Annotated in this window: 21 protein-coding genes; 6 read left to right on the forward strand and 15 right to left on the reverse strand. The window is 62.8% G+C overall.

Features of this window, described 5'->3' with window-relative positions; genetic code table 11:
- Window positions 1–109: 109 nt before the first annotated feature.
- From Q0603_RS12275 to Q0603_RS12300, 6 genes are all read right to left on the reverse strand, one after another.
- Window positions 110–1,264 carry an ABC transporter substrate-binding protein gene (locus Q0603_RS12275; RefSeq protein WP_298726038.1) on the reverse strand — a complete coding sequence of 385 codons (1,155 nt, stop codon included), beginning with the start codon at window positions 1,262–1,264 and terminating at the stop codon, window positions 110–112.
- An 89-nt stretch (window positions 1,265–1,353) separates the two neighbouring features.
- Window positions 1,354–3,228: an AMP-binding protein gene (locus tag Q0603_RS12280; RefSeq protein ID WP_298726039.1), complete on the reverse strand. Its 1,875-nt coding sequence runs from the start codon at window positions 3,226–3,228 to the stop codon at window positions 1,354–1,356.
- Between the two features lie 38 nt (window positions 3,229–3,266).
- Window positions 3,267–4,043, reverse strand: a complete 777-nt coding sequence (locus Q0603_RS12285) for an ABC transporter ATP-binding protein (RefSeq protein ID WP_298726041.1) — start codon at window positions 4,041–4,043, stop codon at window positions 3,267–3,269.
- 4 nt (window positions 4,044–4,047) lie between these two features.
- On the reverse strand, window positions 4,048–4,803 hold the full coding sequence (locus Q0603_RS12290; protein ID WP_298726043.1) for an ABC transporter ATP-binding protein: 756 nt from the start codon (window positions 4,801–4,803) through the stop codon (window positions 4,048–4,050).
- The gene (locus Q0603_RS12295) at window positions 4,803–5,879 is read right to left on the reverse strand and encodes a branched-chain amino acid ABC transporter permease (protein WP_298726045.1); all 1,077 of its coding nucleotides are present in this window, start codon (window positions 5,877–5,879) and stop codon (window positions 4,803–4,805) included. Before Q0603_RS12295 ends, Q0603_RS12290 begins: the two co-directional genes overlap by 1 nt.
- Before the next feature lie 15 nt (window positions 5,880–5,894).
- On the reverse strand, window positions 5,895–6,749 hold the full coding sequence (locus Q0603_RS12300; RefSeq protein ID WP_298726048.1) for a branched-chain amino acid ABC transporter permease: 855 nt from the start codon (window positions 6,747–6,749) through the stop codon (window positions 5,895–5,897).
- Between the two features lie 179 nt (window positions 6,750–6,928).
- Here Q0603_RS12300 and Q0603_RS12305 point away from each other — a divergent pair, with 179 nt between their 5' ends.
- On the forward strand, window positions 6,929–7,843 hold the full coding sequence (locus tag Q0603_RS12305) for an MBL fold metallo-hydrolase (RefSeq protein ID WP_298726050.1): 915 nt from the start codon (window positions 6,929–6,931) through the stop codon (window positions 7,841–7,843).
- Between the two features lie 26 nt (window positions 7,844–7,869).
- Window positions 7,870–9,132 carry an FAD-dependent oxidoreductase gene (locus Q0603_RS12310; protein WP_298726052.1) on the forward strand — a complete coding sequence of 421 codons (1,263 nt, stop codon included), beginning with the start codon at window positions 7,870–7,872 and terminating at the stop codon, window positions 9,130–9,132.
- Window positions 9,133–9,141: 9 nt separating this feature from the next.
- On the opposite strand, the gene Q0603_RS12315 is transcribed toward Q0603_RS12310, so the two are convergent.
- From Q0603_RS12315 to Q0603_RS12325, 3 genes are all read right to left on the reverse strand, one after another.
- The gene (locus Q0603_RS12315; RefSeq protein ID WP_298726054.1) at window positions 9,142–10,482 is read right to left on the reverse strand and encodes a ferric reductase-like transmembrane domain-containing protein; all 1,341 of its coding nucleotides are present in this window, start codon (window positions 10,480–10,482) and stop codon (window positions 9,142–9,144) included.
- A 175-nt stretch (window positions 10,483–10,657) separates the two neighbouring features.
- A complete protein-coding gene (locus Q0603_RS12320) occupies window positions 10,658–12,310 on the reverse strand; it encodes a 3-(methylthio)propionyl-CoA ligase (RefSeq protein ID WP_298726056.1) in 1,653 nt (550 codons plus the stop codon).
- A gap of 150 nt (window positions 12,311–12,460) precedes the next feature.
- The gene (locus tag Q0603_RS12325; protein WP_298726057.1) at window positions 12,461–13,246 is read right to left on the reverse strand and encodes an enoyl-CoA hydratase-related protein; all 786 of its coding nucleotides are present in this window, start codon (window positions 13,244–13,246) and stop codon (window positions 12,461–12,463) included.
- Window positions 13,247–13,484: 238 nt separating this feature from the next.
- On the opposite strand from Q0603_RS12325, the gene Q0603_RS12330 reads away from it, so the two are divergent.
- Entirely contained in the window at window positions 13,485–14,219 is a 735-nt protein-coding gene (locus Q0603_RS12330; RefSeq protein WP_298726058.1) for a TorF family putative porin, read from the forward strand.
- Window positions 14,220–14,239: 20 nt separating this feature from the next.
- Here the strand turns inward: Q0603_RS12330 and Q0603_RS12335 are convergent, their stop codons facing one another.
- The gene (locus Q0603_RS12335) at window positions 14,240–14,833 is read right to left on the reverse strand and encodes a thiamine phosphate synthase (protein WP_298726059.1); all 594 of its coding nucleotides are present in this window, start codon (window positions 14,831–14,833) and stop codon (window positions 14,240–14,242) included.
- Window positions 14,834–14,889: 56 nt separating this feature from the next.
- On the opposite strand from Q0603_RS12335, the gene Q0603_RS12340 reads away from it, so the two are divergent.
- Entirely contained in the window at window positions 14,890–15,585 is a 696-nt protein-coding gene (locus Q0603_RS12340) for a YggS family pyridoxal phosphate-dependent enzyme (protein ID WP_298726060.1), read from the forward strand.
- Between the two features lie 79 nt (window positions 15,586–15,664).
- Here the strand turns inward: Q0603_RS12340 and Q0603_RS12345 are convergent, their stop codons facing one another.
- From Q0603_RS12345 to Q0603_RS12365, 5 genes are all read right to left on the reverse strand, one after another.
- Window positions 15,665–15,949: a hypothetical protein gene (locus Q0603_RS12345; RefSeq protein WP_298726063.1), complete on the reverse strand. Its 285-nt coding sequence runs from the start codon at window positions 15,947–15,949 to the stop codon at window positions 15,665–15,667.
- A gap of 93 nt (window positions 15,950–16,042) precedes the next feature.
- Window positions 16,043–17,617: a phosphoglycerate dehydrogenase gene (gene serA, locus Q0603_RS12350; RefSeq protein ID WP_298726065.1), complete on the reverse strand. Its 1,575-nt coding sequence runs from the start codon at window positions 17,615–17,617 to the stop codon at window positions 16,043–16,045.
- A 65-nt stretch (window positions 17,618–17,682) separates the two neighbouring features.
- A complete protein-coding gene (locus tag Q0603_RS12355; RefSeq protein WP_298726067.1) occupies window positions 17,683–18,852 on the reverse strand; it encodes a phosphoserine transaminase in 1,170 nt (389 codons plus the stop codon).
- A gap of 155 nt (window positions 18,853–19,007) precedes the next feature.
- The gene (locus tag Q0603_RS12360) at window positions 19,008–19,544 is read right to left on the reverse strand and encodes a hypothetical protein (protein WP_298726069.1); all 537 of its coding nucleotides are present in this window, start codon (window positions 19,542–19,544) and stop codon (window positions 19,008–19,010) included.
- A 52-nt stretch (window positions 19,545–19,596) separates the two neighbouring features.
- Complete coding sequence (locus tag Q0603_RS12365; protein ID WP_298726071.1) at window positions 19,597–20,157, reverse strand: TMEM165/GDT1 family protein; 561 nt, start codon at window positions 20,155–20,157, stop codon at window positions 19,597–19,599.
- A gap of 419 nt (window positions 20,158–20,576) precedes the next feature.
- Here Q0603_RS12365 and Q0603_RS12370 point away from each other — a divergent pair, with 419 nt between their 5' ends.
- Together Q0603_RS12370 and Q0603_RS12375 are read left to right on the forward strand one after the other, a co-directional pair.
- Entirely contained in the window at window positions 20,577–21,104 is a 528-nt protein-coding gene (locus Q0603_RS12370) for a cytochrome b (RefSeq protein WP_298726073.1), read from the forward strand.
- A gap of 114 nt (window positions 21,105–21,218) precedes the next feature.
- Window positions 21,219–22,742 (forward strand): YifB family Mg chelatase-like AAA ATPase, encoded by a 1,524-nt coding sequence (locus Q0603_RS12375; RefSeq protein WP_298726075.1) that lies wholly within the window; start codon window positions 21,219–21,221, stop codon window positions 22,740–22,742.

The following is a 22,742-nucleotide window of genomic DNA, read 5'->3' on the forward strand; positions in this document are numbered from 1 at the left end:
ATTTTGCGCTCTCATTCGCGGTATTGACCGCCCTGCTGCAGTGCAAAAAAGAAACGCCCGCGGCCAGAAGCCGCGGGCGTCCTACCCGACTGAACGGATTGGGATTTGCTCAGTATTTCAGCGGACCGGCAATCTGGACGAAGCGGCCCTTCTGGATCTGGTAGAGCAGCACTTCGTTCGTGCCGAGATGCTTGTCCGGGCCGAAATTGAGCACCGGGCCGCCGAAGATGTCGCGATAGCCCTGGATGCTTTCCAGCGCCTTCAGGAACTTCTCGGTGGTCAGGTCCTTGCCGGCCTTGTCCAGCGCCGTGATGATCAGGTTGGCCGTATTGGTGCCGTAGACGGCGCCGATATTCGGGTCGCTGCCAAACTTGGCCTTGTAGGCATCCCACCAGGCCGCGACAGTGGCGTCCGCAGTATCGCGATAGGGCATCACCGTGCCGGCGCCGACATAGAGGCCCTCGGTGGCGCCGCCCGGCGCGCTGGCGACGATCTGGTCGAAGCTCGCCGACTGCGAGACGAAATCGACATCCGTCCAGCCCATCTTGCGCGCAGTGCCATAGGCGAGGATCGCGTCGCGCACGATGGCGCCCAGCGCCACGAGATCGCAGCCGGCATTGCGCAGCTTGGTGATCTGGGCGGTGAAGTCGGTATCGGCCGGCTTGTTGGTCGTCGCCTCAACCAGCGGCAGGTTCATCGCCTTGGTCTGATCCTGCACGCCTTCCAGGATTTCCTTGCCGAAATCGGTGTCCTGATACAGCGTGCAGATCTTCTTGCGGCCATTCTTCTCGGCGACGTATTTAATGCCGGCGCGGATATGGTCGTAATAGCTGGAGATGGCCTGGAACTTCAGCGGATGGAACGGCTCGAACATCGAGCGGGCGGCGGTCACCGGGTTGATGTTCGGAATGCCCGCCTTGAACTGCTCGGCAAACACCGCGTTGTTATGCGGCGTGCCCAGTGCGCCGGCCATCAGGAAGATCTTGTCGCGGTTGATCAGCTTGTTCGCTGCCTGCACCGCGCGCGGCACCTGGTACTGCGTATCCTCGACGATCAGGCGGATCTTACGGCCATGGATGCCGCCTTCGGCATTGACCTTGTCGAACTGCATGCGCATGGCATTGGACGAGCTCACGCCATAGGAAGCCGCCACGCCGGACAGATCGGTATGCATGCCGATCACGATTTCGCTCTTCGTCACGCCCCGGACGTTCTGCGCCTGGGCCACGCCCGATATACCCGTGGCGGCAAGCAGCGCCGCCATCAACCCCAATGATTTAAACCGCATCTCTTTCTTTCGCTCCCTCTCTAGGCAGGCTTCACACCATGCTTTTTTGATAACCGTGCGGCGTTTTACGCGTCCGCTCCGGCATACATTTCATCAATCAACGCCTTGTACTTCTCGTTGACGAATTTGCGCTTCAGTTTCATCGTCGGCGTCAATTCGTCGTCTTCCGCCGTCAACTGCTGGTCGATCAGGCGAAACTTCTTGATCGTCTCGACCCGGGCGAAATTCTTGTTGACCTTCTCGATCTCTTCCCAGATCAGCTCCTGCACCTCCTTGGCGTGGCACAGCGAGGCGAAGTTGGTGAAGGGCACGTTCAGGTCCTGGGCGAACTTCACCACATTCTCGTGGTCGATCATGATCAGGCAGGTGAGGTACTTGCGCCGGTCGCCGATCACCACCGCATCCGAGATATAGGGGCTGAATTTCAGCTGGTTCTCGATCTCCGACGGTGTGATGTTCTTGCCGCCCGCCGTGATGATGATGTCCTTCATCCGGTCCGTGATGCGGTACCAGCCCTCGTTGTCGACCACGCCGACATCGCCGGTATGCAGCCAGCCATCGACGATGGTCTCCGCCGTCTTGGACGGGTTGTTCAGATAGCCCATGAAGACATGCGGGCCCTTGAGCAGGATTTCGCCCTCGGGGCTGAGCTTGACTTCGGTATTCGGCACCGCCTTGCCGATCGAGCCGAGCTTGACCTCGCCTTCCGGCGGCGCCGTGGCGAGACCGACATTCTCGGTCTGACCATAGACTTCGCGCATGTCCTTGCCCAGCGCCAGATACCATTTGATCAGGTCAGGCGAAATCGGCGCCGCGCCCGTCAGCAGCCACTTGCAGCGGTCGATGCCGATCATGCGCTTTATGTTCTTGAGCACCAGATGATCGGCCAGCCAGAAGGCGATCTTCAGCCCCAGTGACGGCTGTCGTCCCTCCAGGCGGCATTGCGCCAGCTTGTAGCCGATGCCCAAAGCTGTCTTGTAGGCCCATTTACCGACGGTCGTTGCATCCTTCATGCGGATGGCGATGGCCGAGTAGAACTTTTCCCACAGGCGCGGCACGGCGAAAAAGACGGTCGGCTGCACTTCCTGGAGATTCTGCGGTACCGTTTCCGGGCTTTCGGCAAAGTTCACCGTCGAGCCGGAACGGAGCGGCCAGAGCAGCGAGAAGCCGCGCTCCGCGATATGGCAAAGCGGCAGGAAGCTGAGCTGCTCGTCATGGGTGGTCTGATCCAGCAGGCGGCCGGCATTCTCCATCTGGAACAGCAGATTGCGATGGCTGATCATCGCCCCCTTCGGCGCGCCGGTGGTACCCGAGGTATAGATCAGGATGGCGAGATCATCCGGCTTGCCCTTGGCCAGTTCAGCTTCCCAATAGCCGGGATTGGCTTTTTCGAAATCGCGGCCGAGCTGCAGCAGTTGCTCGAAACTGATCACCATCGGATCGTGGAAGTCCGTCAGGCCCTCCATGTCGATGACAACGATCTTCTTCAAGGTCGGGCATCGGTCGCGCACCTCCAGCACCTTGTCGAGCTGCTCGTCATTCTCAGCCACATAGATGACCGTGCGGCTGTCGTTGACGATGTACTCGACCTGCTTGGAGGAATCGGTGGTGTAGATGCCATTCGTCACGCCGCCGACGCCCTGGCAGCCGAGATCGGCAAAGAGCCATTCGGGATTGCCTTCCGAGATGATCGAAACCACCTCGCCGCGCCTTAGCCCCAGTGCGACAAAGCCGAGGCCGGCATGCTTGACGTTGTTGCCGTAGTCGGTCCAGGTGATCGAGCGCCAGATGCCGAGATCCTTCTCGCGCATCGCGACCTTGGAGCCGCGCTCGGCCACCTTGCGCCAGAAATACCGCGGCAGCGTGTCCCGCTCGATGATTTCGAGGATGTCGGCGTCGATGAGCACGCCCGTCTTCGGATCGACCGCTTTGCCATGCATGATGGCGTCCTCCCTGGTGGCGGTGGTTTTGGTTCAGTCTACCGCCAGGTCTTGCGTTTCTTCCAGCGGCGCTTCCCGCGCACGCCCTGTTCCTTCATGCCGAGATAGAACTCCTTGATGTCCTCCTTCTCGAGCAGCTTGGCGCAGGTATCGGCCATGACGATGCGGCCGACTTCCAGCACGTAGCCGTAATGCGCCGCATGCAGCGCCACATTGGCATTCTGCTCGACCAGAAGAATGGTGGTCTTCTGCTCTTTATTGATGCGGACGATGATCTCGAAGATTTCCTTCACCAGCTTGGGCGACAGGCCAAGCGACGGCTCGTCGAGCAACAGCAGCTTCGGCCGGCCCATCAGCGCGCGGCCGATCGCCAGCATCTGCTGCTCGCCGCCCGACATTGAACCCGCCGGCTGGCCGGCACGCTCCTTGAGGCGCGGGAAATAGCCGTAGACCATCTCCAGATCCTGGGCGATGCCATCGGCATCGCGCCGCGTGAACGCGCCCATCATCAGATTGTCGTGCACGCTCAGGAACGGAAAGGTCTCGCGGCCCTCCGGCACATGGCCGATGCCGAGCCGCATCACCTTGTCCGGGTCCATCTTCTGGATTTCCTTGCCCTCGAAGACGACCGTGCCCTTCTGCGGGTCCATCACGCCGGAGATGGTCTTAAGAATCGTGGTCTTGCCGGCGCCATTGGCGCCCAGCACGGTGACGATGGCGCCCTTCGGCACTTCCAGGCTGACGCCGCGGATCGCCATGATCGGACCGTAATAGGTCTCGATGTTGCTCAGGCGCAGGATCGGTTCGGCTGTCATGACATCAGCCTCCCAGATAGGCCTTGATGACTTCGGGATGGCTCTGCACCTCCTGCGGGGTGCCGAGCGCCAGGACACGGCCGTAATTGAGCGCCAGCACGCGATCGGAGACCTCGTTCACCAGTCCCATATCATGCTCGACCATCAGCACCGTGATCCCAAGCTCGTTCTTGATGTCCTGAATCCACCAGGCCATGTCCTCGGTCTCTTCCGTGTTGAGGCCGGAGGACGGCTCATCCAGCAGCAGCAGCTTCGGCTCGCTGCATAGCGCGCGGGCCAGTTCCACCACCTTGCGCGCGCCGTAAGGCAAATTGACGATCAGCGTGTCGCGGTAATGCTGCAGATCGAGGAAGTCGATGACATGCTCGACCTTCTCGCGGTGCTCCAGTTCGCGCTTGCGCACGCTGGGCAGGAACAGCATGTCGGCAATGGCATTGCCGCCGCGATGGGCATGGCGGCCGAGCAGCAGGTTCTGCAGCACAGTGGCATGCTCGAACAGCTCTATATTCTGGAAGGTCCGTGCGATCCCCAGTGCCGCGATCTTGTGCGGAGGCACGGTGGTGATGTCGTTGCCTTCGAAGATCAGCCGGCCTTCGGTCGGGTTGTAGATGCGGCTGATCAGATTGAACACCGTCGTCTTGCCGGCGCCGTTCGGACCGATGATGGTGAAGACCTGGCCCTTCTCGATGCCAAAGCTGACGCCGTCGACGGCCTTGATGCCGCCGAAATTGATGGCGAGGTTGTCGGCCTGGAACAGCATCACCGGAAGCGCTCCGACTTGGTATAGGTCTTCTGCCGCTTGAAGGTGGCCTTCTTGTAGAGCGGGAAGAGCGAGAAATAGAGCTTCACCTTGAGCCAGCGGCCATAGATGCCGAGCGGCTCGAACAGGATGAAGAAGACCAGGATCACGCCGAATAATCCGGGCTCCAGACCCGGCTGCCGCGCGATGTTGTCAGGCAGGTAATCGCGCATGATGGCAATCAGCTGCGGCAGCGAGCCGACGAAGATCGCGCCGTAGATGGCGCCATGGATCGAGCCCAGGCCGCCGACCACGACCATCAGCAGAAGCTGGATCGACAGCAGGATGTTGAAGGCATCCGGCGCCAGATAGCCGATCTTGTGGGCGAACAGCGTGCCGCCGAAGCCGGTGAAGCCGGCCGAGATGGCGAAAGCCAGGGTCTTGTAGAGCGACAGATTCACGCCCATCGACTGTGCCGCGATCTCGGAATCGCGAATGGCGATGAAGGCGCGGCCGGTCGGCGAGCGCAGAAGGTTCAGCGCCGCCAGCACGGCCAGGATCAGCGCGCCGAGGCAGAGATAGTAGAAGAAGACGTCATCGGTGATCGACATGCCGAAGATTTCCGGCCGGTCGACCGGGAAGCCGGCAAAGCCGCCCGTGACGTCCTCCCAGCGGATCAGGATCTGCTCGATGATGAAGGCGAAGGCCAGCGTGGCGATGGCCAGATAAATGCCGGTCAGCCGCAGCGCCGGGAAGCCGATCACCGCGCCGATGAAGGCCGACAGCAGCGTTGCCGCGGGCACCGACAGCACAAAGGGCACGCCCATCTTGAGCAGCACCGCATGGGTGTAGGCGCCGATGCCGAGGAAGGCGGCATGGCCGAGCGAGACCTGCCCCGTGAAGCCGGTCAGCAGCATCAGACCGATGCCGACGATGGCGAGGATCAGCACATAGGAAATCTCGCCGAGCCAGAAATTCTCCAGCACCAGCGGGGCAAGGAGAAGGGCGGCGATCAGCAGGCCGTACCAGAACCGGTCGACATTGTCGCGGAACAGGTTGATGTCTTGGTTGTAATGGGTCTTGAAGAAGAAACGCATTGCCTGAAGCCTCGCCTAGACCCGCTTGCGGCCGATATTGCCGAACAGTCCCTGCGGGCGCAGGAACAGCACAGCCAGGATCACCACGTAAGCCGCTACGTCCTTGAAGCCCTCAGCCATGTAGACGCCGGAAAATTGTTCGATCACGCCGATCACCAGGCCGCCGATCACCGCGCCCGGGATCGAGCCGAAACCGCCCAGCACCGCGGCAGCAAAGGCCTTCAGGCCCAGCAGGCCGATGGTGACATCGATCAGCGCCACCGGCGCCAGCAGGATGCCGGCCACCGCGGCAACGCCGGCGGAGATCGCCCAGATCAGCGAGAAGATCATCTTCACCGGGATGCCCATGTAATAGGCGGCGAGCTGGTTCTGCGAAGCCGCCTGCATGGCGATGCCGATCCGGGTGTAGCGGAAGAAGGCATACAGCGCGGCGCAGAGCAGCGCGGTGCCGACCACGATGGAGACATTCACATCAGCGATGACGAAACCGCCGATGCGGGTAACGCCATCGGTAAACGGCGTGGCGAAAGCCCGCGTCTCGGTGCCCCAGATCATCGAGGCGGCAGCGCGGAAGATGAAGCCAAGGCCGATGGTAAGCATCACCACGGCGAACTGCGGCTGCCCGATCACCTGGCGCAGCACGATGGTATCCAGCACATATCCGAATACCGCCATGAACAGCACGGCGCCAATGAAGGCAAGCCAGTAATTGAAGCCCATCATTTCGATCAGGGTGAAGGCCACGAAGGCGCCCAGCATCAGCAGGTCGCCCTGGGCGAAGTTCACCATCTCGGTGGCTTTGTAGATGAGCACGAAGCCAAGGGCGATCAGGCCGTAAATGCAGCCGGCCGCCAGCCCGTTCAGCAGCAATTGGACAAACTCAGACAGGTTGCCCTCCTCCCCATGTCTAGGCGATTCTTTGGTGTCGCCATGAAGTGCTGGCACATTAGGAAGAGGTCGCATCGCGGTCAATCGGTTTCACGCTCGGATGAACGCTAATCACTTGACGTTACGTCAATTTTCACCATTTCGATGCCTAAGGAGCAGGCATGGCCATCCCCTTCGTCAAAGAGCTCGATTTCGCCTACGGACAGGCTGCTGAACTCAGCCCCCGTGTGCGGCGCATCGTGGCCCGCAACCCTTCCGCCTTCACCTTCCATGGTACAGGCACTTACATCGTGGGCCGTGGCAAAGATGTGGCCGTAATCGATCCCGGCCCGGATGACGAAGCGCATGTCAGGGCGCTGCTCGACGCGCTGGATGGCGAAACCGTTACGCATATCCTGATCACGCATACCCATCGCGATCACTCGCCGGCCGCAGCCTTGCTCAAGCGCATCACCGGCGCGCCGACCTATGGCTTCGGCCCGCACCCGGTTCCAAAGGGCGGCCTCGCTGTCGAAGAAGGCGGCGACCATGATTTCACGCCCGATCACGTCTTGAGTGACGGCGACACGGTCAGCGGGGCCGGCTGGACGCTGACCGCCCTGCATACGCCGGGGCATATTTCGAACCATCTCTGCTTCGCCCTGAAGGAAGAGCAGGCACTGTTCTCCGGCGATCATGTGATGGGCTGGTCAACCACGGTGATCTCCCCGCCCGACGGCAGCATGACCGAGTATTACGCCAGCCTGCGCCGCCTGCTGCCGCGCGAGGAGCGGCGCTTCTACCCGACCCATGGCGCGCCGGTCGATGAAGGCACCACCGGTGTTCAGCCGCAGAATTTCGTGCAGGCTTTGCTTCAGCATCGCGAGGCCCGCGAGGCGCAGATCGTCGACTGCCTCAAGCGCAACGGCCCGCAGAGCATCCCGCAAATGGTTGCCGCCATGTATGCCGACGTGCCGGTCTATCTGCATCCTGCTGCCGCCCGTTCCGTGCTGGCGCATCTGATCCATATGGCGGCCGAGGGGCGCGTGAAAGCGGATGGGCAAGTGAGCGAAACTGCCGTGTATCATTTGCCTTAACCCCGCTCTCCAGGTAGGAGCCGATCATGGCTGCGGCATCAGACTGCGATATTGCCGTCGTCGGCGGCGGCCCCGCGGGGTTGATGCTGGGCTTCCTCCTGGCCCGCGCCGGCATCCGGGTCATTGTGCTGGAAAAGCATGCCGATTTCCTCCGCGACTTTCGCGGCGACACCATCCACGCCTCCACGCTCGACCTGATGCATGAGCTGGGTCTGCTGGAGGCATTCCTGAAGCTGCCGCATCAGCGCATCACCCGGCTGGAAGCCGCCTTCGGGAAGGACAAAATGGTGCTCGGCGACACCAGCCGTCTGCCAGCGCGCTGCAAGTTCGTGGCGATCATGCCGCAGTGGGATTTCCTCGATTTCACGGCCAAACAGGGCCGCCGCTATCCGGGTTTTGACCTGCGGATGTCCTGCAAGGCGCAGAGCCTTCTTTTCGATGATCGTGAGCGCGTCTGCGGTGTGCAGACGCGCTGGGCTGACGGCAGCACGCCTGAAGACATACGAGCCAATCTGGTTGTTGCCTGCGATGGCCGCCATTCGGCGCTGCGCGACCAGATGATCGGCCGCGGTGATCTGGAAAAGATCGAGCGTGGCGCCGCCATCGACGCGTTATGGTTCCGCCTGCCGCGTCAGGCGCAGGATCCGAGCTCAGTCGGACTATGCGTTGCCGCCGGGCGTGCGCTCATCATGATCGCGCGCGGCGACTATTTTCAATGCGGCTATATCATAGCCAAGGACAGTCTGCCGGCATTGCAGGCGAAAGGCATCGGCGCACTGCAGGACGGCATTGCCGCACTCGCGCCCTTCATGGCCGGGCGCGTCGCAGCCCTGACGGATTGGGAGGCAGTGAAGCTGCTGACCGTGCAGGTCAACCGGCTGCAGAAGTGGCACCGGCCAGGCCTGCTCTGCATCGGCGATGCCGCCCACGCCATGTCGCCGGTTGGCGGCGTGGGCGTCAACCTGGCCATCCAGGATGCGGTGGCCGCCGCCAATCTGCTGTATCGCGGCATCTCTGCCGGTGAAGATCTCGATACTGTGGCGGCGCGGGTGCAGGAACGGCGGGAATGGCCCACCAAGCTGATCCAGGCGGGTCAGGTTGCCGTGCAGAACACCCTGGCCGAACGGTATCTATCGCTGCCGGCGGAAATGGCCGGACCAATCCGCGCGCCTTTGCCGCTGCGCCTGGTCGATGCGGTGCCGACCCTGCAGCGTTTGCTGGCGCGTCTTGTCGCCGTTGGACCACGGCCTGAACATGTTGCCACACCCGACTGCCGTGCCGCATTTTAGGCACCAGCGCTAGCGCATCTCGAAAAGCTCCTGATGGAAGCGATCGAGCGGGAAGCCGCGGGCAACGGCGGCATCTCGAATGGCATCGCCGAAGCGGACCGGTCCAGAGAACCAGATATCGGCTTCCTTCCAGTCGGGCACCATCTCTTCGAGGCGGTCCAGCGTCAGTCTGCCGCTTTGCTGCTCGACCATCAGATGAAAGCGCACGCCTGCCTGTTCGGCGAGTTGCCGGATATTGTCAATGAAGGCTTCCGCTGGCGCGCGGGTCGTGTAGATCAGATCCACCTGTCCGGCGATCTGCCGGTTGGCCAGCCCATGCAGCCCTGCAATGAACGGCGAAATTCCCATGCCGCCGCCGATCCAGATCTGCCGCTCGCGGCCGCTCTTGAAATTGAACCGCCCGTAGGGGCCTTCAACGGTGACGTTCTGGCCGGCGAAGAGACGCTTGGGCAGGGTCTTCGTGTAATCGCCCAAACCCTTGATGCTGAAGCTGAGCCGCCCGTCGCGCTGCCAGGCCGAGGTGATCGTGAATGGATGCGCGCCTTCCGGACCGCCGAAATTGACGAAGGCGAACTGCCCGACATCGTGCCCCGGCCAGGCCGTGGCCAGACGAATTCCGACATCCAGCACGCCGTTGGCCTCGTGATAATGCAGCGTCTCGATGACGCCCGCGGCCTTGCGATCCGCACCGATGCGGCGGAACAGTGAGATGAATGCTGCCGCTGCGCCAAGTCCCATCAGCGCGGCCAGCAGCCATCCCACAGGCTCCGACCAGTAGCTCCGATCCATCAGGATGACCGAATGGAAAATCAGCGCCAGATAGGTTGCGGACAAAAGCCGGTGGGCCTGAAAGAACGCGCGATACGGAACCCGTTTCCACAAAGCCAGCGCCACCAGCACCAGCAGGACGTAAAAACCCCACTCGCCGATATCCTCGGCTATGCCGCGCCAATCGCGGAAAGGATCCAAGCCCGTTGCCGCCGCGGCGCGCGGCGTTGTGGAGCGCGGCCGCGGCTCCAGCCAGCCCTGCTGCACCGCCCAGCGCGGCGCGTTCTCGGCCAGCCAGTGGAGAATGGCGAATATCGCGCCAGCGATGCCGAGCCATTTATGCAGGCGGTAGAATTTATCGAGGCCGCCCAGAATGGATTCAATCTGAACCGGACGCGACGCCAGGATCACCGCGATCGACATGCTGCCGATCGCCAGAATGCCGGTGAAATAAACGATGCTGCTGCGCAGCCGCCAGAAACCGGAAGTCAGCGCTTCCGCTGGAATGCTGATAAGCCATGAGGCTGCCACGACGAGAATGATGGCGATAAAAATGAGTCGCAGTCGCGAAACGGCATTCATGACGTTCTCCATCAGCCTCTGGAGCGACGAATGACCGGCAATCCAGTCAATTCAAGTATCTGTACTCTATCCCACTATGGCCTTGACCAAGGTCAATCACTGGACATCCGGCAAAGAAAAAACCCGGCGGACTGCGCCGCCGGGTTTCAGTGCCCGCAACTCTGCGTGTTTGACCTTACGCGCCGGGCGTCGGCAGCTTGTAATCCTTGTACTGCTCGCGCAGCTTGGTCTTGAGCAGCTTGCCGGTGGCGGTGTGCGGCAGTTCGTCGACGAAGACGATATCGTCCGGCAGCCACCATTTGGCAACCTTGCCTTCCAGGAAGGCCAGCAGCTCTTCCTTGGTGGTTTCCTGGCCGGCCTTCTTGATCACCAGCAGCAGCGGACGTTCCTGCCACTTGGCATGCGGAACGCCGATCACCGCCGCTTCCTGCACGGCCGGATGACCTACCGCGGCATTTTCCAGATCGATGGACGAAATCCATTCGCCGCCCGACTTGATCACGTCCTTGGCACGGTCGGTGATCTGCATGTAGCCGTCGGGGTCCAGGGTCGCGACGTCGCCGGTGGTGAACCAGCCTTCATCGTCGAGGATCTTGCCGCCCTCGCCCTTGAAGTAGCCTGACGTGATCCAGGGGCCGCGCACCTTGACGTTGCCGAAGGCCTTGCCATCGCGCGGCAGTTCCTTGCCCTCGTCGTCGGTGATCTTGATCTCGACGCCGTAAACCGTGCGGCCCTGCTTGGCCTGCACGTCGAGGCGCTTCTCCAGCGGCAGACCGGCATGCTTCTTCAGCAGATTGCCGGTGGTGCCCAGCGGCGACATCTCGGTCATGCCCCAGGCATGGATGACGAAGCAGTCGAACTGCTTGGCGAAGCGCTCGATCATGGCGCGCGGCGCCGCCGAGCCGCCGATCACGCAGCGCTCAAGCTTGATGTCCTTCTTCAGATCCAAAGAGGCCGCGTTCTGGTCGATATACTGGAAGAAGGCAAGCCAGACCGTCGGCACGCCGAGCGAGAAGTTGCAGTTCTCGTCGCGCAGCAGCTCATAGACGCTCTTGCCGTCCAGCGCCGGGCCGGGGAAGACCAGCTTGGCGCCGCTCATGCAGGCACCATAAGGCACGCCCCAGGCATTAGCGTGGAACAGCGGCACGATCACCAGAGCCGTATCGGCCGAACCGAGATTGAGGCCGTCGCGCTGGCAGACGGCATAGGAATGCAGCACGGTCGAGCGATGCGAGTACAGCACGCCCTTCGGATTGCCGGTGGTGCCTGAGGTGTAGCAAAGCGAAGACGCCGTCCGCTCGTCGAATTCCGGCCAGGTGAATTCCTTGCTTTCCTTGCCGATCAGGTCTTCGTAGCAGAGCAGGTTCGGGATCTTGCTGTCCTTGGGCATATGCGCCGCATCGGTCATCAGCACGAAACCCTTCACCGTCTTGAGTTGCGGCGCCAGCTTCTCGACCAGCGGCACGAAGGTCAGATCGAAGAAGAGATACTGATCCTCGGCATGATTGACGATGTAGTCGATCTGCTCGGGGAACAAGCGCGGGTTCACCGTATGCAGCACAGCGCCCATGCCGGAGACGCCGTAATACAGCTCGAAATGACGATAGGTATTCCAGGCCAGCGTGCCGATGCGGTCGCCATGCTTCACGCCCAGCCGCGTCAGCGCATTGGCCAGCTGCTTGGAGCGGTCGTGCAGATCGCGATAGGTGTAGCGATGGATCGGGCCCTCGACGGTGCGCGTCACGATCTCGGTGTCGCCGTGATACAGCGCGGCAAATTCGATCAACGATGAAATCAGAAGCTGACGGTCCTGTATCAGGCCCTGCATGTCTTTCCTCCCACGGAACGCTTAATGGTATTGCTTTCGGTGTGCAGTCTACGGAGCGTTGAAAACCGCCGCAAGCAGCCGGGCAGATGCTGCGCATGGCTGACGCGGCGTCAACGGCTATTTCAGCGCCTCCCCCTTCAGCGCCCCGTTTCACCGCCCCTTGAAGACCGGTTGCCGCTTTTCCAGGAACGCATCCCGGCCTTCGGCGAAATCCGCGCTGTTGAACAGCAGCGCCTGGCCATCCGCCTCCTGGGCCAGCAAAGCCTCCAGCGGCTGCGGGCCGCGGGCGAGCGTCGACTTGATGAAGCCGACCGGCAAAGGCGCCAGCGAGGCGAAACGATCTGCCAGCGCAAGCGCCGCGCCCAGAGCCTCACCCGGTGCGACCACTTGGTCGGCAAGGCCGATCCGCCCTGCCGTTTCGCCGTCGATCTCTTCGGCCAGCATCAGCAGACGCCGCGTCCAGCCGGCATTGACCCGCTGCGGCACCGTCCACAGCGCCGCCATGTCGGGCATCAGGCCGACCTTGTTGAAGGAGCAGCAGAACTTGGCGTCGCTGGCGGTAACCACCTGATCACAGAGCAGCGCCAGCGACATCCCCGCGCCATAGGCGTAGCCCTCCACGGCGGCGATCACCGGCTTCGGCCCGGCGACCATCAGGCGGACCAGCTCATGCAGGTTTGCCAGCCGCTGCCGGCCGGCCACGCCGGCGACATTGTGCATGGACGAAATGTCGCCGCCGGCACAGAAGGCGCCGCCGCTGCCGGTCAGCACCAGGGCGCGGACGGCATCATCGGCCATGGCGTCTTTCACGGCGGCGATCAGCGCCGCCCGCAGATCCAGCGACAGGGCGTTGCGCTTTGCCGGGTTGTTCAGGCGGATGATGCGCAGCTCAGGCTTGGGCGATTCGGTCAAAACCGGGGGTTGAGAATCCTTCATGAGCGTTCCTCGGCACTGGTTTTTTTGGATGGTTTCTCACGGCTCACCACCCTTCATCAAGGCTGATGGGAAGCGCGCGACCTGCACAGTTTTTACGCAGTCTGCCCGGATCATTACAGGAGTGTAACCGAAGAGCCACACTCGCCAACTTCTGGTTTCATTATGTTATAGAACCGTTTGTAACAGAATGGCGGGACTGCTTATCTCCCGTCGGGATTTCATTTTGGAGGTACTCCCCATGAAGAAAGTTGTGTTCGGCGCCGCGATGGCAGCCGCACTGATGGCCACCCCGGCCCTGGCGCAGGACAAGAGCCCGTTCAGCCTGGACGTGACCGCTGGCGTGGTGTCTGAGTATTTCTTCCGCGGCATCAGCCAGAGCGACGACAACCCGGCTGTCCAGGCTGGCGCTGAGCTCGGCTACGCGATCAACGACACCTACGCCCTCTATGCCGGCGTCTGGGGCAGCACTGTCGACTTCAACAATGGCACCGACGCCGAGGTCGACCTGACCGCCGGTATCCGCGCCACCTACGACAAGCTCGGCCTCGACCTGGGCATCATCCAGTACCTCTATGCCGACAAGCCGGCCGGCGAGGACCTGAACTATACCGAGTTCAAGCTGGTCGGCAGCTATGATCTTGGCTTCGTCATCCCGACCGCCGGCGTCTACTACAGCCCGGAATTCCCGTATGACAGCGGCGATGCCTACTACATCACCGCCGGTGTGACGGTTCCGTTGCCGGTCACCCAGTTCGAGCCGCAGCTCGTCGCCAATATCGGCAAGCAGTATGTCGACGACAACGACAAGTTCGGCCTGAAGGACTATGTCGACTGGAATGTCGGCCTGTTCGCCTCCTACTGGGGCTTCACCGCCGGCGTCCAGTACGTCGACAACAACATCAGCAGCAGCCAGTGCGACGATGGCTGCCGCCCGGCCGCCGTCTTCTCGCTGAGCTACGGCTACAGCTTCTAATCTCTGAATAGAGCAAGCGTTCAGACCGCCGCCATCCCCCGGATGGCGGCGGTTCCGTTTTTAGGGACATGCGCGATGCGCCGGCTGCTTGCCGCATCGACCCCGCCCAGAGCATAGACACCCAGGCCCCAGCGCCGCGCCGCCACCGCCAAGGCGGCAAACCGCACCACGCCTAGCCCCGTCGCGCCAGGATGGCTCGCGGTGGCAAAGACCGGCGAGATCAGTACGGCATCCACATTATTGCGCGCGGCCTGAGCAATCGCCGCGGCGTCATGCGCCGCCGCTGTCACCAGCCATCCGGGATATCGTCGCTTCACGCCCACCGCCTTCGCCAGCAGGCCCTGCGGCAGATGCAGGCCATCCGCGCCGCAAGCCAGCGCCAGGTGGGCATCGCCCGCCACCAGCAGCACAAGGCCGCGTTCGCGGCAGATCACCCGCAACTGCCTTGCCAGCGCAAGACGCCTGGCAAACGGCCATTCGTAATGCCGCAGCAGCACGCCGCTGCCGCGCGGCAGCCGCAGCACGGATGGCAGCGGATCGGGCAGCCGTTTCGCATCCGTGACCAGCCACACGAAGGGCAGCGGAACCGGCGGCGGCCGGGAAGGCTTTCGCATCGCGGGACGGATTGCTAGCGTGCGGGTCTGTTTCCGTAGCATAGCTTGACCGTGCCATGACCGACGCCGCCCCGGAAGCCTTTCACATTGCCGCCAATCTCGCCGCGGTGCGCCAGAGCATTGCGACGGCCGCCGCCGAGGTCAAGCGCGCGCCCGAATCCGTCACCCTGATCGCCGTGGCGAAGACTTTCCCGGCCGAGGCTGTCGAGGCTGCCCTGTCGGCCGGCCAGCGCCATTTCGGCGAAAACCGCGTCCAGGAAGGCATGGCGAAATATCCGGCCCTGCGCGAGCGCTATCGCGATCTGGTGCTGCATCTGATCGGCCCGCTGCAGACCAACAAGGTCAAGCAGGCGGTGGCGCATTTCGACGTGATCCATACCGTGGACCGGCCGAAGCTCGCCGAGGAACTGGCCAAGGAGTTTGCGAAATCGGGCCGGCGTCTGCCCTGCTTCATCCAGGTCAATACCGGCGAGGAGGAGCAGAAAGCCGGCTGTGCGCCGCAGGAGGCCGATGCCTTCATCGCCGATTGCCGCGACCGCCTGAAACTGCCGATCGTCGGCTTGATGTGCATCCCGCCGGCCGCGGAAGAGCCTTCGCCGCATTTCGCGCTGCTGAACAAGATCGCCAAGCGCAATGGCCTTGATCAGCTCAGCATGGGCATGAGCGGCGATTTCGAAACAGCCGTGCAGCTTGGCGCCACCCATGTGCGGGTCGGCAGCGCCATCTTCGGCGGACGCAGCTATCCGGCCTGAGACTCTATCCGATCTGAAAATAAACGTCATGCCCGGGCCAGGCCCGGAGCATCTCCCCGGGCATCTCATCGGCAGGACTTCAGTTCTTCTTCGTTGTGCCGCCCGACGCAAGCGTCACGGTTTCGCCGGCAATGACGAAAGTGACGGAGCCATCGCTGGTCTTATAGGTCCATTGCTCGATCGGACCGAGTTTCTGGATTTCGGTGGGCCGTCCCAGAGCCTTTTCCAGCTCACCCTTGGTTCTCGCGCCTTCCGATTTGCGCAAGGCCTCGTCCGTCGATGGCGGGCCGCAGGCCGCCAGCATCAGCGGCAGGGCCAGCATGAGAACAAGACGCGCCAGAGAGAAATAGGCCGAGCGGGCCATGACAACGCTCCTCATCTCGGGTCACCGCCAGTTAAGCGGCTCGCCCGGCCTGGGTAAAGTGCAGAATCAAACCAATCCTGAAACGCCGAACCTTCAGAAGGTCAGCGGGGTGGCCTGACGCACGCCGGGGATCTGCTTGACCTTCGCGGCGACATCATCGGGGATCGGGCCGTCCACCTCGACCAGGCAGATCGCCTCCTGCCCCTGAGCGGCGCGCCCCAGATGGAAGGTAGCGATGTTGATACCTGCATCGCCCAGCAGGCTGCCCAGACGGCCGATGAAGCCCGGCTTGTCCTCGTTGGTGACGTACAGCATGTTGGGGCCAAGCTCGGCATCGATGTCGATGCCCTTGATCTCCACCACGCGCGGCTTCTTGTTGGCGAACAGGGTGCCCGACAGATGGCGCACCTTGTCGGCATGGATGGTGACGCGCATCAGCGTGGCGTAATCGCCTTCGCGCTCATGCTTGACCTCGGAGACCTCGATGTTGCGCTCCTTGGCGACCAGCGGTGCATTGACCATGTTGACGCTGTCGAGCTGGCGGCGCAGCAGGCCTTCCAGCACGATGGCGGTCAGCGGCCGCGTGTTCAGGGTCGCGACATGGCCTTCATATTCGACGATGACCTTGGTCAGGCTCGCTTCCGCAAGCTGGCCAAGGAAGCTGCCAAGCTGCTCGGCCAGCTTCATGTAGGGCTTCAGCTTCGGCGCATCCTCCGCCGAGACCGACGGCATGTTCAGCGCGTTGGTCACCGCACCGGTCAGCAGATAATCGGAAATCTGCTCGGCCACCTGCAGCGCGACATTCTCCTGCGCCTCCGTCGTGGAGGCGCCGAGATGCGGCGTGGCGATGAACTTGGGATGGTTGAACAGCACGTTTTCCTTCGCCGGCTCGGTGACGAAAACGTCGAAGGCAGCGCCGGCGACATGACCGGAATCCAGTGCCTCCTTCAGAGCCGCTTCGTCGACCAGGCCGCCGCGGGCGCAGTTGATGATGCGCACGCCCTTCTTGGTCTTCGCCAGGGCCTTGGCATCCAGGATGTTGCGGGTCTGCTCGGTCAGCGGCGTATGCAGGCTGATGAAATCGGCCCGCGCCAGCAGGTCGTCCAGCTCGACCTTCTCGATGCCGAGCGACGTCGCGCGTTCCGGCGTCAGGAACGGGTCATAGCCGATCACCTTCATCTTCAGGCCGACGGCGCGGTCGGCGACGATCGAGCCGATATTGCCGCAGCCGATCAGCCCCAGCGTCTTGCCGTAAAGCTCGACGCCCATGAAGCGGTTCTTTTCCCACTTGCCGGCCTGGGTCGAACGGTCGGCCTGCGGAATCTCGCGGGCCAGCGCCATCATCATGGCGATCGCATGCTCGGCCGTGGTGATCGAATTGCCGAACGGCGTGTTCATCACGCAGACGCCACGCGCCGTGGCCGCCGGGATGTCGACGTTGTCGACGCCGATGCCGGCGCGGCCGACGACCTTCAGTTTCTTCGCCGCTTCGAGCACCTTGGCCGTGACCTTGGTGGCGGAGCGGATCGCCAGGCCGTCATACTCGCCGATGATGGCGATCAGCTCTTCGGGCTTCAGGCCCGTCTTGATATCGACCTCGACGCCGCGGTTCTTGAAGATTTCGACAGCGGCGGGGCTCAGTTCGTCAGAGATCAGAACCTTGACCATGATGATCCTCGAATTTCGGAAAATGGAAGAAACGGGCGCGACCATGCGCGCCCGTCAAAGCAATGTCAGGCTGCAGCCGGCTTGTAGTTGGCCTTCACTTCGTTGAAGGCCCAGTCCAGCCAGGGGCAGAGCGCTTCGATATCCGAAGTCTCGACCGTGGCGCCACCCCAGATGCGCAGGCCCGGCGGCGCGTCGCGATAGGCGCCGATATCCATCGCCACGCCTTCCTTTTCCAGGATGGCGGCGATCTGCTTGGCGGCGGCTTCCTGGTCCTTCGGGCTCAGCGCGGTGAACCAGGGATCGACCACCTTGAGGCAGATTGAGGTATTCGAGCGGATCGCCGGATCGCTGGCGAGGAAATCCACCCAGTCGGTCTTCTCGGCCCACTTGGTCAAGGCCGCCAGATTGGCTTGCGAGCGCTTGATCATTCCCTGCAGGCCGCCGACGCTTTCGCCCCATTTCAGCGCGTCGATGATGTCTTCGACGCAGAGCATGGACGGCGTGTTGATCGTCTCGCCCTTGAAGATGCCTTCGATCAGCTTGCCGTCCTTGGCCAGACGGAAGATCTTCGGCAGCGGCCAGGACGGCGTGTAGGTTTCCAGGCGCTGCACGGCGCGCGGGCTCAGCACCAGCATGCCATGCGCGGCCTCGCCGCCGGTCGCCTTCTGCCACGACCAGGTGACGACATCGAGCTTCGACCAGGGCAGCTCCATCGCGAAGACGGCAGAGGTGGCGTCACAGATCGCGAGGCCCTCGCGATTGTCGGCAATCCAGTCGCCGTTGGGCACCTTCACGCCCGAGGTCGTGCCGTTCCAGGTGAAGACCACGTCGCGCGACCAGTCGACCTGCTTCAGATCGACGATCTCGCCATAGCCCGCCTTGAGGGTACGGACATCCTTGAGCTTGAGCTCCTTGTTGATGTCGGAGGCCCAGCCGGAGCCGAAGCTTTCCCAGGCCAGCACATCGACGCCGCGGGCGCCAAGCAGCGACCACAGCGCCATTTCAACGGCGCCAGTGTCGGAAGCCGGCACGATGCCGATCTTGTAGTCGGCGGGAATGCCGAGCAGCTTGCGATGCAGCTCGATCGCCTCGGCCAGGCGCGCCTTGCCCTCCTTCGAGCGGTGCGAACGGCCAACCAGAGCGTTTTTGAGGATTTCGGGGGTCCAGCCGGGGCGCTTGGCGCAGGGGCCGGATGAAAAATGCGCGGATTTCGGCCGCGCAGCAGGCTTAGCCATGTCTGCTATCCTTCCAGATAGTTGCGCCCCGTTGGGGGGGCGTGTCCCGCCGCCCTTCTACTCGGACTCACTGGGGGAGTGCAATGGTCAATTCGCCGCAGCGGGCGAATTTAAAGATAACGTCTTTAAGATAACGTCGGCCCCGGCGTTCGGGTTCAGGCAATTTTGGCCTGCTGCTCGGCCAGTTCCATCAGCGCCGGGGCACGTTCGGAAACCTCGCGCAGAATGTTCTCTGCCACCGTCAGCCGCTTGCGGGCATCATTGTCCAGCACGCCCTCGATATGCTCGCAGTCGATCCGCTCGACCGTTTCCTTCAATTCCCAGATCGTCGCCAGAAACACCTGCTGCACGCCGATCGGCAGCGCGTTCGTCACTTCCAGTGCTGGAAATACCTGCAGCACCACATCGATCTTCATGCGCAGCAGATCGATGATGAGCTGGCTGTGGTAATCCTTAAGCTGCGCCAGCACGCCGGGTTCGGCATGCTGCATGCGATCCTCGATCAGCACCAGCACGCCTTCGATCTCGGTCAGCGCCTGTCGATATTCGTAATAAGGTTCGAAGGCCGAATGGGTGATGCGCTCGATGGCATCTTCAGCCATCTTGCGCGCGCGCTTGGTCTGCCGCTCGAGCGCGACCAGCAGCGTTTCGATCTCCGCCTTGGTGTAGGTTTTTCCGTTGACCGGTGGCATGGCGCAACAGGGAGTGGAATCACCCTCTATTATTCATGCGGCCCGCCTTTCGTCACCACCCCAGAAAGCTCAGGATTCCCAGGATCAGGAAGAAAACCGCGGCGATCCGCCGCACCAGGGTCATCGGCAGGCGCGCCACCAGCTTGTCGCCCAGGAACACGACCGGGGCATTGGCCAGGAACAGGCCCAGGGTGCTGCCCATGGTGATCAGCACGACCGAGCTGTAACGAGCCGCCAGGGCCGTGGTGGCAAGCTGGGTCTTGTCGCCGATCTCGGCAATGAAGAAGGCGACCAGGGTGGTGAAGAAAGCGCCCCATTTCTGGAAGGTCACGGCCTCGCCATCCAGCTTGTCGGGAATCAATGTCCAGACCGCCATGGCGATGAAGGACGCGCCGAGCGCCCAGCGCAGCACTTCGTCGCCCAGCAGATCGTCGAGCCAGACGCCCAGCGCAGCCGCCAGCAGGTGATTGGCAACCGTCGCCACTAAAATCGCGGCAAGGATCGGCAGTGGTCGGCGGAACCGCGCCGCCAGAAGCAGGCTGAGCAGTTGCGTCTTGTCGCCGATCTCGGCGATGGCGACCAGGCCGGTCGTGGTCAGAAAGGACGTGAGCAAGGGAATAACTCGCGGGGCCGGACGGCGACATACCAAAGGCGTGCCCCTCGCCGCCCGGCCCGGGTGTCGAGAGTACAAGCCTAAGGTCTCGCCAAGCGCTGGAGATCCCGCTCCAAGCCCGGAGGCGCCAAGGCGGCAGGGCTGGTCGCCCGACGCCTAGTCTGTTGACGCCTCCCCCGCTCACGGCTCTCCCAAGCCAGGCGGGCGGCTACTCCCCAAAGGGTGCGCCGGAAGATCTATCCCAGATCGCGAAAGCTGACAAGCCATCGTCAGACGAAGCGACAAAGCGAGGCAGCGGCAATCCGTCGCGCACGATCTGCGTCTTCGTTGATCTGGCGCAGAGAGCAAAAGCCGCATGCGTGCAAGACTTGCACAGCAGCAGAAGACGCAACCAGTCTGCTGCTGCAAGGGAGTCGCAAATGCAACGCTATTCTGTGCTTATGATTGCCCTGCATTGGCTGATGGCCATCGCCATGATCACAGCCTTTGTTCTTGCTCAGGTAATGGATGACATGCCGCGCGGACCGGCCAAGGTGACTGTCATGGGCTGGCATGTGCTCTTCGGGTTGAGCATCGCTGTCCTGATCATTGCGCGCTTGCTCGCCCGCTGGACCGGCGCACCGCCTCTGCCGCGCAACATGCCGCCCATGGAGGCGATGCTGGCCAAACTGGCGCATATCGTTCTTTACGCTGCCATGCTGATCATGCCGGTTACGGGCCTGGTTGCCGTTACGACAGGCAACCGCGACTTCTCAGTGCTGGGCTTGTTCACTCTACCGTCGCTTGCCCCAACGGACTGGCTGCATGAAGGCATGGAGGAGATCCATGAAACCGTCGCCATGATCTTCCTCTTCACGCTGGTGCTGCATGTTTTTGCTGTGCTGTGGCATGCGGTGATCCGGCGCGACGGATTGGCGGCGCGCATGATTCCGTTTCTTTCGCGCTGAACACATACCCTGCATGCAAGAATAATCTTATTGCCTGGATCCCTCTGCAATATTGCTTTCCGCTTTCGGGCGGCGTAGGGATCGAAATGAAAACCTGGCAGGCAGATGGGAGCCATGGTCGCGCGCTGCAGAACGGTGGCGTTTCAGGGCATCGAAGTGATGCCCGTCGAGGTGCAGGTCCATCTGGCAAACGGCCTTCCGGCCTTTGCCGTGGTGGGCTTGCCGGATAAGGCGGTCGGCGAAAGCCGGGAGCGCGTGCGCGCCGCCTTGGACGCCATCGGCCTGTCGCTTCCTCCGAAACGCATCATCGCCAATCTCGCGCCGGCCGATCTTCCGAAGGAAGGCAGTCATTTCGATTTGCCGATCGCGCTGGCGCTGCTGGCAGCCATGGGCGTGCTGCCTCCGGATGCGCTGGACGATTTCGTTGCTCTGGGCGAACTGGAGTTGGATGGCGCCATCGGCGCCGTTGCCGGCATCCTGCCCGCTGCGCTGGCTGCGCATGAACAGGATCGCGGCCTGATCTGCCCGGCGGCCTGCGGCGGCGAAGCGGCTTGGGCCGGCGATGCCAGCCGCGTGCTGGCCGCGCCTTCGCTGCTGTCGCTGATCAATCACTTCAAGGGCGCGCAGGCGCTCTCGCCACCGGTGGCGCGCATCGCCGAAGATGATACCGAAACGCTGCCCGATCTGCGCGACATCAAGGGACAGGAAAGCGCCAAGCGCGCATTGGAAGTCGCCGCGGCCGGCAGCCACAATCTTCTTTTCATCACTCCGCCAGGCGCCGGCAGATTGATGCTGGCGCAATGCCTGCCCGGGATTCTGCCGCCGCTGGATTCGGCCGAGATTTTGGAAGCCAGCATGATCGCCTCGCTGGCGGGGCAGCTTGGCGACGGGCGGTTGATGCGACGCCGGCCTTTCCGCGCGCCGCACCATTCCGCCTCGATGGCGGCCTTGGTCGGCGGCGGGCTGCGCGCCAGGCCAGGCGAGGTCAGTCTCGCGCATCTCGGCGTGCTGTTCCTTGATGAACTGCCGGAATTCAATCGCCAGGCGCTCGACAGCCTGCGCCAGCCACTGGAAACCGGCATGGCCGTGGTGGCGCAGGCCAACGCGCATGTCACCTATCCCGCCCGCGTGCAGCTCGTCGCGGCGATGAATCCCTGCCGCTGCGGCCATCTCGGTGATCCGGCGCTGGCCTGCGCCCGCGCACCGAAATGCGCCGGCGAATATCAGGCGCGTCTCTCCGGCCCTTTGCTCGACCGCATCGACATCACGCTCGAAGTGCCCGCCGTCAGCGCCAGCGATCTCGCAGCACCAGCCCCGCGCGAGGGCAGCGCCGAAGTCGCCGCCCGTGTCGCCAAGGCGCGCGCGATCCAGCGCGAACGCTATGCCGCGGTGGCCGATGGCCGCATCCGCACCAATGCCGAGGCCGATGGTGAAATCCTCGAACAGGTCGCAATACCCGATACTGGCGGCCGCGACCTGCTGCTGCAAGCCGCCAGCGCCATGCATCTGACCGCGCGGGGCTATCACCGCGTGCTGCGTGTTGCGCGGACGCTTGCCGATCTCGACAACAGCGAGGTCATCCGTCGCCCGCATGTAGCGGAAGCGCTCAGCTACCGCCGCATGGCCTTCGCTCGCTAG

Origin of the sequence: uncultured Ferrovibrio sp. (assembly GCF_937960835.1) — a bacterium.
Lineage (GTDB): Bacteria > Pseudomonadota > Alphaproteobacteria > Ferrovibrionales > Ferrovibrionaceae > Ferrovibrio.

Excerpts from the sequence above, each read along its gene's own strand:
- Q0603_RS12295 (WP_298726045.1), bottom strand. The coding sequence starts at position 5,879 with ATGCGTTTCTTCTTCAAGACCCATTACAACCAAGACATCAACCTGTTC.
- Q0603_RS12315 (WP_298726054.1), bottom strand. The coding sequence starts at position 10,482 with ATGAATGCCGTTTCGCGACTGCGACTCATTTTTATCGCCATCATTCTC.
- Q0603_RS12335 (WP_298726059.1), bottom strand. The coding sequence starts at position 14,833 with ATGCGAAAGCCTTCCCGGCCGCCGCCGGTTCCGCTGCCCTTCGTGTGG.
- Q0603_RS12360 (WP_298726069.1), bottom strand. The coding sequence starts at position 19,544 with ATGCCACCGGTCAACGGAAAAACCTACACCAAGGCGGAGATCGAAACG.
- Q0603_RS12310 (WP_298726052.1), top strand. The coding sequence starts at position 7,870 with ATGGCTGCGGCATCAGACTGCGATATTGCCGTCGTCGGCGGCGGCCCC.
- Q0603_RS12290 (WP_298726043.1), bottom strand. The coding sequence starts at position 4,803 with ATGCTGTTCCAGGCCGACAACCTCGCCATCAATTTCGGCGGCATCAAG.
- Q0603_RS12340 (WP_298726060.1), top strand. The coding sequence starts at position 14,890 with ATGACCGACGCCGCCCCGGAAGCCTTTCACATTGCCGCCAATCTCGCC.
- Q0603_RS12280 (WP_298726039.1), bottom strand. The coding sequence starts at position 3,228 with ATGCATGGCAAAGCGGTCGATCCGAAGACGGGCGTGCTCATCGACGCC.
- Q0603_RS12285 (WP_298726041.1), bottom strand. The coding sequence starts at position 4,043 with ATGACAGCCGAACCGATCCTGCGCCTGAGCAACATCGAGACCTATTAC.
- Q0603_RS12305 (WP_298726050.1), top strand. The coding sequence starts at position 6,929 with ATGGCCATCCCCTTCGTCAAAGAGCTCGATTTCGCCTACGGACAGGCT.
- Q0603_RS12355 (WP_298726067.1), bottom strand. The coding sequence starts at position 18,852 with ATGGCTAAGCCTGCTGCGCGGCCGAAATCCGCGCATTTTTCATCCGGC.
- Q0603_RS12330 (WP_298726058.1), top strand. The coding sequence starts at position 13,485 with ATGAAGAAAGTTGTGTTCGGCGCCGCGATGGCAGCCGCACTGATGGCC.
- Q0603_RS12320 (WP_298726056.1), bottom strand. The coding sequence starts at position 12,310 with ATGCAGGGCCTGATACAGGACCGTCAGCTTCTGATTTCATCGTTGATC.
- Q0603_RS12345 (WP_298726063.1), bottom strand. The coding sequence starts at position 15,949 with ATGGCCCGCTCGGCCTATTTCTCTCTGGCGCGTCTTGTTCTCATGCTG.
- Q0603_RS12370 (WP_298726073.1), top strand. The coding sequence starts at position 20,577 with ATGCAACGCTATTCTGTGCTTATGATTGCCCTGCATTGGCTGATGGCC.
- Q0603_RS12275 (WP_298726038.1), bottom strand. The coding sequence starts at position 1,264 with ATGGCGGCGCTGCTTGCCGCCACGGGTATATCGGGCGTGGCCCAGGCG.
- serA (WP_298726065.1), bottom strand. The coding sequence starts at position 17,617 with ATGGTCAAGGTTCTGATCTCTGACGAACTGAGCCCCGCCGCTGTCGAA.
- Q0603_RS12375 (WP_298726075.1), top strand. The coding sequence starts at position 21,219 with ATGGTCGCGCGCTGCAGAACGGTGGCGTTTCAGGGCATCGAAGTGATG.
- Q0603_RS12325 (WP_298726057.1), bottom strand. The coding sequence starts at position 13,246 with ATGAAGGATTCTCAACCCCCGGTTTTGACCGAATCGCCCAAGCCTGAG.